Source organism: Streptomyces bungoensis, assembly GCF_001514215.1.
Classification (GTDB): domain Bacteria; phylum Actinomycetota; class Actinomycetes; order Streptomycetales; family Streptomycetaceae; genus Streptomyces; species Streptomyces bungoensis.
In genome coordinates this window covers 21,943-29,783 of the sequence record NZ_KQ948887.1, presented here as the reverse complement: position 1 = coordinate 29,783, position 7,841 = coordinate 21,943, and the positions used below count along the sequence as shown (strand labels likewise).

Below are 7,841 nucleotides of genomic sequence, written 5' to 3'. Positions count from 1 at the left end.
ACCAGCGGGGACGACAGTCGCGATGGCCGGAACGGCGGGGAGCAGGAAGAACGAGAGATCAAGCTCGGGGCATGGGTCGGAAACCAGCGGAGCAGGGCCGCGACACTCACCCCGGAACGGGTAGAGCAACTCTCCACCATCGGCATGCGCTGGACCTGACCGGCACCAAGCTCGGCCGCCGGACGTACCGATTGCGTACAAAGCGGATACGGATATCGGCCTCCGACGAGCGGCCGGAAGCCCCCCCCCGGAGCGTCCTTGGACCGCAGGTGACTCACCGTGCGGTCGACTGGACTGGAAGATTGATGCAGATGGGAAGGATCCCCGTCGGATCCGGGCCCTCGAGAGGCGCGCGGGATGGGCGGGCGTCTGGCGCTGTGAGACGAGCCGGCACCGGGGCGGCCGCCGAGGGGCGGCTTGATCGCGACGGCTCCGGTCGGCAGGGGTGAGGTGGTCTCGATCTGCTGAGCGTCCATTGCTAAAGCGCCCGCCGGGACGGCGAACACGAGACCGTGGTGGAGTGAGCCATTACCCCGGCCTCCTGCGGATCGCTCCTCTGCAGTGGGAGACGACCTCGTCGCTGATCCGTCGCATCGCCAGCCGCTACGGGATGGAAGCGAAGGTGTTGCGGGCCTGCTGGAAGTGGCGCAATTACCCGCCGGGGCACGAGGGCGGGGGTGCGCGGGTTGACGCCGAGGTGCTGCTGAACGCGGCCGGACGGCAGCTCCTGGCAGGCATGTGCGGCGTGGAGGAAGCCGTGCTGGCGCAGGCGTTGCCGTCCTGGGCGGCAGAGGATGCCAAGCTGCGCGCCGAGGCTGGTGATCCGGTGGGGCTGTGGCGTATCGCCGGCACGGTAGCCGGTCCGGTGGCGTTCGGCTGCCGGCTCTGCACGGCCCGGCGTACGGGGGCGGCCGTGCGGGTGGTGCGGTATGCGCCGAGGTGGGAGCGGGTGTGCGTGCGGCATGGGCGGTGGCTGCTGGACGCGGACGCGAACCAGCCATTGGAGCACCTCGATCTGCGTGGCGTGCCGGAGGTGGTGGCGGCGCAGCGGCGGTGGGCCGGGGTGGCGCGGCGGGCCGGTGCGGAGCCGGAGCGGGTGTTCGCGCTGGCGCGGGCGGTGGTGGCCCGATGGTGGGAGCAGGCTTACGACTGGGAGCGGGAGACGGTCTGGCCGCGGCGCCATTCGACTTCGCTGACGTGCCGCTGCCAGGCCAGCGCCTTCTCACGCGCCGCAGCGGGGGCGGTCTCGAACAGCCCCCACTGCGGTGCCGCCTGAGGCGCATCGGCCCCGATGACGGTGAAGCCGGGGTCGGCGAACAGGTGCCCGGCGAGTACGGCCTGGCCGCCGCCGTCCGGTCCGACCAGATGGACGCTCTGCCCCGAAAAGGCGACCACTTGCCACTTCATGCCACGGAAGCGGATGTGAGCACCGACCTTCACGGCTGGCCGGGCATTGCGCCGCGCGCTCACCCGGCACCTCCCGTCTTGCCCGGGTTGTTCCAGCCCTGCGGGCCGACGAGGACACGTTCGTGCAGCGGCGTGGCCAGACCGGCCGTCAGCTGTCCGTGCCACAAGGCGTGGAAGACGCAGGGGAGGACCTCAATCGGGTCGCCGACCGCTTCGGCCCCCTCGATCAGCGGCCGCGGCCGCGCGAACGCCTCCAGGACGGACTCCGTCAGTCCGGGCCGGCCGGCGTTGCGGGGTGAACTCCCCAACAGCGCTGCGGACGACTCTGTGGCGCTGGGCGACCTTGACGCCCTCACCGCCTACATCGAAGACCTGGACGTCGTGCAACGTCACTGCCGGCAGTACTTCCCGGTCGGCCCCGACATATCCTGGTCGGACCGGCTGTGGGTCCGGCGTGCCCGGCTCCTCATCGAAGGCAGGTGTGTCACTGTCCCCCATCGGAGCTTGACCGTGACGCTCAACGGCTCCAACAGCCCAGTTCTTCGCAGCTCTCTCCGTGAGTTTGGCGCTTTGAAGGTCGATGCTGACCAGTCGGCCATCCCCGTAGGCCGCCGCACACTAAACCTTGGCCCCTTTTTCGTGTATCACCCCCGGATGCGCGCCGAGAACGGATCAGCCGCCTTGGCCGCCCTCGACAGCGGCCAAGCCGCTGTATTCCGAGTGGTCTACTCACCTGCGGACGGAGAGCACCTGCGGGCCTTCCTGCCCACGGCAGCGCCCCGCGATCAGCCTCTCGCTCCCACACCTCTCGAACTACCCGGCGCCGTCGCCCTCCCATGAGAAAGACGAACAGCATGTACAGCTGCCCGTAGGGCCTTCGCTCCCCGTAATCGCGAGGTGAGTCGGCTCCTCGTCTGCGCGGCCCCTGGTCCGAAGGGTCCGCCGTAGGGCCGGGGTCGTCGCCGTGGGGGCCCCGAACACGCCCCGGGCGCGCATCTCGGCAAGGTCCGGAAGGCGGACGCCGGGCAAGGCGTCAATCAGGTCAGCCTGGGCGGCGCGTACAGCACGCGCGGTTTGCGGGCCAGAGCTAAGGGTGCGGCGGGCTGTCACGCCGTCATCGTATGGGCAGCTTCACGCCCGCCTTACTCGATCCAGGCCACGTACTCGCGACGGACGTCCGAGCGACTGCAGCCGGCACCGTGCCACTCGTCCGCGATGCTTGCTCACGCTGGTCCCTGCCCTGTTCTCGCGAGGCTGCCGCCAAGTGACAAGTAGGTGTTTGTAGCTGATCTGACGCTGGCTGGTAAGCCTGCTGGCCGTACGCACCGACTCCTACAGCTTGCTGACGTCGACAGGGTGTTCTGGGTTAGATCGTGCGCGAGAACATCTGCTCGCCGGGGAGCGGTGAGGCACCGACGTCGGGGTATCTCGAATTCCCGGGGAGAATGACCGGTTCGCCCGGGGCGTGGATGGTGAACCCGTGGCGCCGGTAGAACCGGTCCAGGCCGGCATCCCCGGCGGTGAACTGCCCGTATGCCAAGAACGCGCGGTGATCACGGTGGATGGCCAGGGCCTTGGTGAGGAGAGCTGAGGCGATGCCCTGGCGGCGGTAATCATCTGCGACGGCCAGAGCACGGAGCTTGACGTAAGCCATCGCGGTAGCGCCCAGGGCGACGGCGTCTGCTCCGTTGCGCTCCATGCCTGCGAGGACGGACAGGGGCGGGATGGTGGACGAGATACCGACGATGCCCGCGGTGGGCGTGTGCTCGGCGACCAGGAAAACGATCCGTCCGGCTCCGAACCTGCTGATGAACGGGCCGCCCTCGTCGATGGCTTCGTGCATGGCCTCGCGGTCGTCGAAGTCGCCGTGTCCTTCCATGGCGAGCGCGGCGAGATCAGTGAACGCCTTCCCCTCTCCGGAGTGGGCCTCTCTGATCTGGATGTTGTCGGGCAGTGCGTCGGGGCGGCGGCGGCGCACCTTGCCAGGCTTGTGTCGTCCCACGAGCGTCCTCTCGGGTTGGGGTAGGGCGTGTGGCCGCGCTGGTTCGCCAGGAGTACTTCGTGACCAGCGTGGAGGCACGGTTACCAGTAGGACGGAAGACCGTACTCATGGAGGGCCAAGACGGCTATCGCGCCCCTGGAGGCGAGGATGATGGCGCATTGCTTGCGGTGATGGGGCTCTTTGAAAATCCCCACCCCTCGCTCGGTGATGGGGCAGACCTGCTTGCGCAATTCCCCAGCTGCGGACGCCAGGCTACGACGGGAGGGCAAGGTTCCGGGCCTGCCCTTGCCGGCCGACCGACCTCCCCCGTGGCGGGTCTGCTCGGCACGCAGTGGAACCCGGCGCGTCTCCTGTACCGCGCCAAGGCCGGGACGGCTCCCACCGGGGAAATGACGGCGATGGCCGCCGTCGCGGACGTCAACGCCCCGGTCGACGGACAGGTGGCCGTTACGGGTTTGACGTCGACTGGCGGTCCGCCGTCTGCCCCTACTTGACATTATCTAGTACCAGATACAGTCTGATACTTGTGACCTCCAACCATGACCCGCAACTACTCAAAGGCGTCCTGTCGCTCCTGCTGCTGCACCTGCTGGCGGAGCAGGAGTCGTACGGCTACGAGGTGGTCCAGCGCCTACAACGGGCCGGATTCGCCGACGTCCTGGAGGGCACGGTGTATCCCGCCCTGGCCCGGCTCGAACGGGAGGGGCGGCTGGCGTCGCGGTTGGTCGCCTCCTCCAGCGGTCCGGCGCGCAAGTACTACCGATTGACCGACGCCGGGCACGAGGCCCTGGCCGCCGGCATCGCCGGCTGGGCCCGGCATGTCGCCGGTGTCGAGGCCGTCCTGTCCTGCCCCCTGCCCGCCGCACCGCAGAAGGGTTCCTGATATGCCGCACACCGTCACCTGGTTCGACCGGCTGCGCGTTGAAAGGCTCGTCTGGTCGCTCGACCAGCGCCTTTACGAACTGCCGCGCCGGACCCGGATCGCCCACCGGCGCGAGGTCCGCGCCAACCTGCTGGCCGCCGCCGCGGAGGTCGGCGCCGGCGAGGCACTGCGCCGGCTCGGCAGCGCCCACGAGCTGGCCGCACAGTACCTCGACGCCGAGCTGGGGGAAGGGGCGCGGCACTCGTGGACCGCCGCCGCGCTCTTCGCGCTCACCACCCCACTGGTGCTCAACTTCTTCCTGAGCGAGGCGGCCAACGCCTACGAGCAGGCCCTCACCGCCACGGGTACGCACGCCGACGGCAGCTACACCTGGGACGGCGTCACCTGGCTCCAGAGCCCGCTGACCTTCCGCCTGCACGAGGGGCAGGCCACCCACGTCGGCGGAGCCTGGACACCCCTCGTGTACGTCCTGCTGCTGGCCGGGACGGTCGCGTGCGGTCGTCTGTGGCGGGCGCGGCCGGGCCGCCGAAACCAACGGCAGGCCGGGTCCACGAGGGACGGCCTGGCGCCCTGATCCCTCCAGTGGCCGACCGAAGCCGCTTCCGCGGGACGGGCCCACGTTGCCGGGGTGGATCCGGCAAGTAGCCGCCCTGACGATTTCAGGGCGGCCGGCCCGGGCCCACTGGTGATCGGTCAACGAAGTGGGGAACGAAGAGAGGGGCTGGGGATTTTCACGAAGCCTCATCAGCGCGTCGGCGTCACACTCTCGACCAGCAGCGACCGGAGCAGTACACCGCGTCCTGGCGGCGGTCGCCGCTGGCGAAAAGTGACCCGGTCGCACTCCGTCACACATCGCCGGGTGCCATCGCGCACTCCTCAACAGGATCGTGTGACGAGCTTTATGCAGCCAACCACCCGAACCGCGGTTCGGGTCAGGTGCCGCCCAAGGCCCAGTTGCCGTCCTGAGGCACTGCGAAGCTGAGCTTCCAGGGCTTGTGGCCGGGAGCGGTGCAGTGCGCCCAGAGTCGGATGGGTTCGGTGCGGTAGTCGTCGCGCCAGCGCCGTTCCCCGTCAGCGTCGTCGTACCAGGAGGGCCTCATGGACGGCTCGACGACGAGCCGTTGGCGGTCGCCGGGCAGAAGAGCGAAGGCGGCCACCGCACGGCCCAACTGGTGGACACCTTCGACCCGGGGATTAAAGCGGAACGGCCCCCAGATGACCTCCGCTCGCTGCTCCGCTGTGGGACCGCCGGCCAAGGTGGGGAGACGGGAGCGGTCGAAGTCATCCCGGATGGTCAGCTCCAAAGTGAGTTCTCCGAGAGCGGCCGGGGCGTCGAATCGGACCTACAGCGTGTCGCGGGTTCCTCTCTCCAGCTTGATCCGGAGCTGGGGCGTCAACTCTCTGTGCCAGCGGTCCCGTTCGATCTGAGCGACGGAGGAGGCTGTGGCGTTCGCCTCTCGGGATGCCTTCCAGGCGCCCCAGGCGGCGACGCCGCTGAGCGCGGCCGCGGCCGCGGCTATAGACGTATCGACGATGCTCATGCTGGACCTTAGCTGAGGCCCTCCCCGTCAAGCGGGCACGAGTCGTGAGATGCCTAAGGACTCGTGATCCGGAAGGCCCAGCGGCCCAGATCGGCTCCGCTGGCCGGTCGAAGACGACACGCGCTGCCCTGCGGCTGTGTCAACGGCTTCCGGCTGTCTTTTTGTGGGGCCGGAAGTATGTGTCGGGCCAGTCCATATGGGTTTCGAGCCGGACGCCCCGTAGCTCGCACCAGAGTTTGGTACCAAGGCCAGGTCCGCGCAGGAGCCGGTCGATGCTGAAGGGTTCAGGAACCCAGTACCGCACCTTGGCCGTGCGGGCGAGACAGCGAGCGAGAGATGGCCCCCAGTCGTTGTACACCGAGGTGAAGCACAGAGCGAAGACGAGCCCGTCGATGTCCTTGTTGGTCCAGGTGGTCGCCACCGTGCGCAAGATCCTGCGGACGGCCTTGGGATCGTCGGAGGCTGCCCGGAGCTGGGCGATCACTTCCTTCTGCTGATCCCGGCGAGCAATCGTGTCGGGATCGGGATCGTGCCTGAGTTCGGTGTGAGCCTGCTCGACGGTGGCGATGGCCTCGTCGACAGCTGCGTCCGCAGCATCGCGGTCGGCTTGCCTCAGTTCAAGCGTGGCGAGGCGGTCGCGTACGGCTGTCAGTTCACTGCGGTACTCGGCCACCGTCGCGTCGCGGTCAGCAAGAGCCTGTTCGTGGGCTTCTGTGCTTGTGGTGAGGGTGTGCCGCAGTTCGGTGATCAGTCGCTGGGCGTTGGAGAGCTCTTGCTGGGCCGCGGCATGGGCTGCTGCCTCCTGTTGTCGTCGGCTCGTCTCAACTCGGCCCTTGCGGCGTTGCTGTCGGAGGTGACGCTGGTCCCGTTGGTGCTGGGCCTGCAGCGTCCGGAGTCGCTGTTCCAACAGGTGGCAGCGTTCGGCCGCGGTGCGGCGCTCATCGGCGAGTTCAGCCAGCAGTCCGTCCCGGTCCGCCTGGACCTCGGCTGCCGTGCGGCTCAAGGCGTCGTACCGAGCCCGCTGGTCCTGCAGACGCTGCTCCGGCGATCCCTGCTGTCGAGCGTCAGCCAGCAGGGCCAGGGCCTTGCCTCGTTCGTCGTCCGGGATGGGTGAGTACCCGTCGAGCCCTTCCACCGCTTTGTTGTAGGAGTCGCAGAATTTCGTGAGGCTGTCTGGCGTAGGCAGTCTCTGATCGTGCAACCAGCGGTGCACCGTGGCTTTGTTCACTCCCAGCCGGGGCTCCGCAAGCCCGTGCACACCGGTTTTTACTTCCTTGCAGGCTTCGTGCAGAGACCTCCACGGGCTGCGCTCGGCCAGTACCTCGTGCAGCCACTCCAGCAGTTCCCGCCGGGCCCCGGTCGCCTCCCGGGGGATCTGTGGCCACTTCGCTTCACTCACCAGCCCGCCCCTGTCCTCTCCCCACGCCGCGGTGCACGCCCGGCTGCACCGCTGGTGACCTGCGGCGCATCGCCTCATGCGACGTCGCATCCGTGACTGTCACCTGGTCTGGAGACCAGCATGGGCTCTTTGATGAGTGCAGAAGGCCCGAACGCTCCAACTGTGCCAAGCGGCGTCCTCACCGACAGATCTCACCGCTCGAAGAAGTCCACTGGCCCGGTCTCCCCCGGGCGCCCTGACGAGACCCTTCTCTACCGTTCAGCTCGTTTGGCAGGCGTCTTCGTGTACCGCCGGCGCCGCGGCCCAACCGGGTTCGCACTTCGGGCCGCACTCCATCCGTGCTTGCATCCAGCACGCCTGAAGCAAGGAAATGTCATGCCTTCTGCCAGGCCTCACAGGAACCGACCCGCGGGGAGCGGTACGCCCCACAACAGCGCCCCTGCGATCTGGCCGCTGCTGATCTTTGTCTTAGTACTCGTGATTCTGCTCGTCGGGGCCGGTCTCACCTACGTGACGTGGCGCTACCCCTCCCTGGGCACCCCACTGACCGTGGCGTTCGGAGGCATCACCCTCCTCATATCGATCGCCATCGCACTCGCCCGCCGCTAG

Annotated in this window: 10 protein-coding genes; 5 read left to right on the top strand and 5 right to left on the bottom strand. The window is 68.4% G+C overall.

Going from position 1 to position 7,841, the window contains the following annotated elements:
• A partial coding sequence (locus AQJ66_RS40785; RefSeq protein WP_208611543.1) for a helicase associated domain-containing protein occupies window positions 1-159 on the top strand: 159 nt, incomplete at its 5' end.
• 361 nt (window positions 160-520) lie between these two features.
• Window positions 521-1,276, top strand: coding sequence for a hypothetical protein (locus AQJ66_RS36270; protein WP_341849441.1), 756 nt, complete (start codon window positions 521-523; stop codon window positions 1,274-1,276).
• A gap of 190 nt (window positions 1,277-1,466) precedes the next feature.
• Here AQJ66_RS36270 and AQJ66_RS36265 read toward each other — a convergent pair whose 3' ends face one another.
• Window positions 1,467-1,715: a hypothetical protein gene (locus AQJ66_RS36265; RefSeq protein ID WP_061931117.1), complete on the bottom strand. Its 249-nt coding sequence runs from the start codon at window positions 1,713-1,715 to the stop codon at window positions 1,467-1,469.
• 1,058 nt (window positions 1,716-2,773) lie between these two features.
• Window positions 2,774-3,385, bottom strand: a complete 612-nt coding sequence (locus AQJ66_RS36255) for a GNAT family N-acetyltransferase (RefSeq protein ID WP_061931111.1) — start codon at window positions 3,383-3,385, stop codon at window positions 2,774-2,776.
• A 550-nt stretch (window positions 3,386-3,935) separates the two neighbouring features.
• Here AQJ66_RS36255 and AQJ66_RS36250 point away from each other — a divergent pair.
• Together AQJ66_RS36250 and AQJ66_RS36245 are read left to right on the top strand one after the other, a co-directional pair.
• Window positions 3,936-4,292 carry a PadR family transcriptional regulator gene (locus AQJ66_RS36250; RefSeq protein ID WP_061931108.1) on the top strand — a complete coding sequence of 119 codons (357 nt, stop codon included), beginning with the start codon at window positions 3,936-3,938 and terminating at the stop codon, window positions 4,290-4,292.
• 1 nt (window position 4,293) lies between these two features.
• On the top strand, window positions 4,294-4,866 hold the full coding sequence (locus tag AQJ66_RS36245; protein WP_061931105.1) for a hypothetical protein: 573 nt from the start codon (window positions 4,294-4,296) through the stop codon (window positions 4,864-4,866).
• Window positions 4,867-5,224: 358 nt separating this feature from the next.
• On the opposite strand, the gene AQJ66_RS39220 is transcribed toward AQJ66_RS36245, so the two are convergent.
• From AQJ66_RS39220 to AQJ66_RS39210, 3 genes are all read right to left on the bottom strand, one after another.
• Window positions 5,225-5,596 carry a hypothetical protein gene (locus AQJ66_RS39220; protein ID WP_159052707.1) on the bottom strand — a complete coding sequence of 124 codons (372 nt, stop codon included), beginning with the start codon at window positions 5,594-5,596 and terminating at the stop codon, window positions 5,225-5,227.
• Between the two features lie 39 nt (window positions 5,597-5,635).
• The gene (locus tag AQJ66_RS39215) at window positions 5,636-5,833 is read right to left on the bottom strand and encodes a hypothetical protein (RefSeq protein WP_159052706.1); all 198 of its coding nucleotides are present in this window, start codon (window positions 5,831-5,833) and stop codon (window positions 5,636-5,638) included.
• A 139-nt stretch (window positions 5,834-5,972) separates the two neighbouring features.
• Window positions 5,973-7,232, bottom strand: coding sequence for a coiled-coil domain-containing protein (locus AQJ66_RS39210; protein WP_159052705.1), 1,260 nt, complete (start codon window positions 7,230-7,232; stop codon window positions 5,973-5,975).
• 477 nt (window positions 7,233-7,709) lie between these two features.
• Here AQJ66_RS39210 and AQJ66_RS40780 point away from each other — a divergent pair, with 477 nt between their 5' ends.
• Entirely contained in the window at window positions 7,710-7,841 is a 132-nt protein-coding gene (locus AQJ66_RS40780; protein WP_279617362.1) for a hypothetical protein, read from the top strand.

What these genes read in the sequence shown, in the direction of transcription:
- AQJ66_RS36245 (WP_061931105.1), top strand. Translation starts at nt 4,294, where the DNA reads ATGCCGCACACCGTCACCTGGTTCGACCGGCTGCGCGTTGAAAGGCTC.
- AQJ66_RS39215 (WP_159052706.1), bottom strand. Translation starts at nt 5,833, where the DNA reads ATGAGCATCGTCGATACGTCTATAGCCGCGGCCGCGGCCGCGCTCAGC.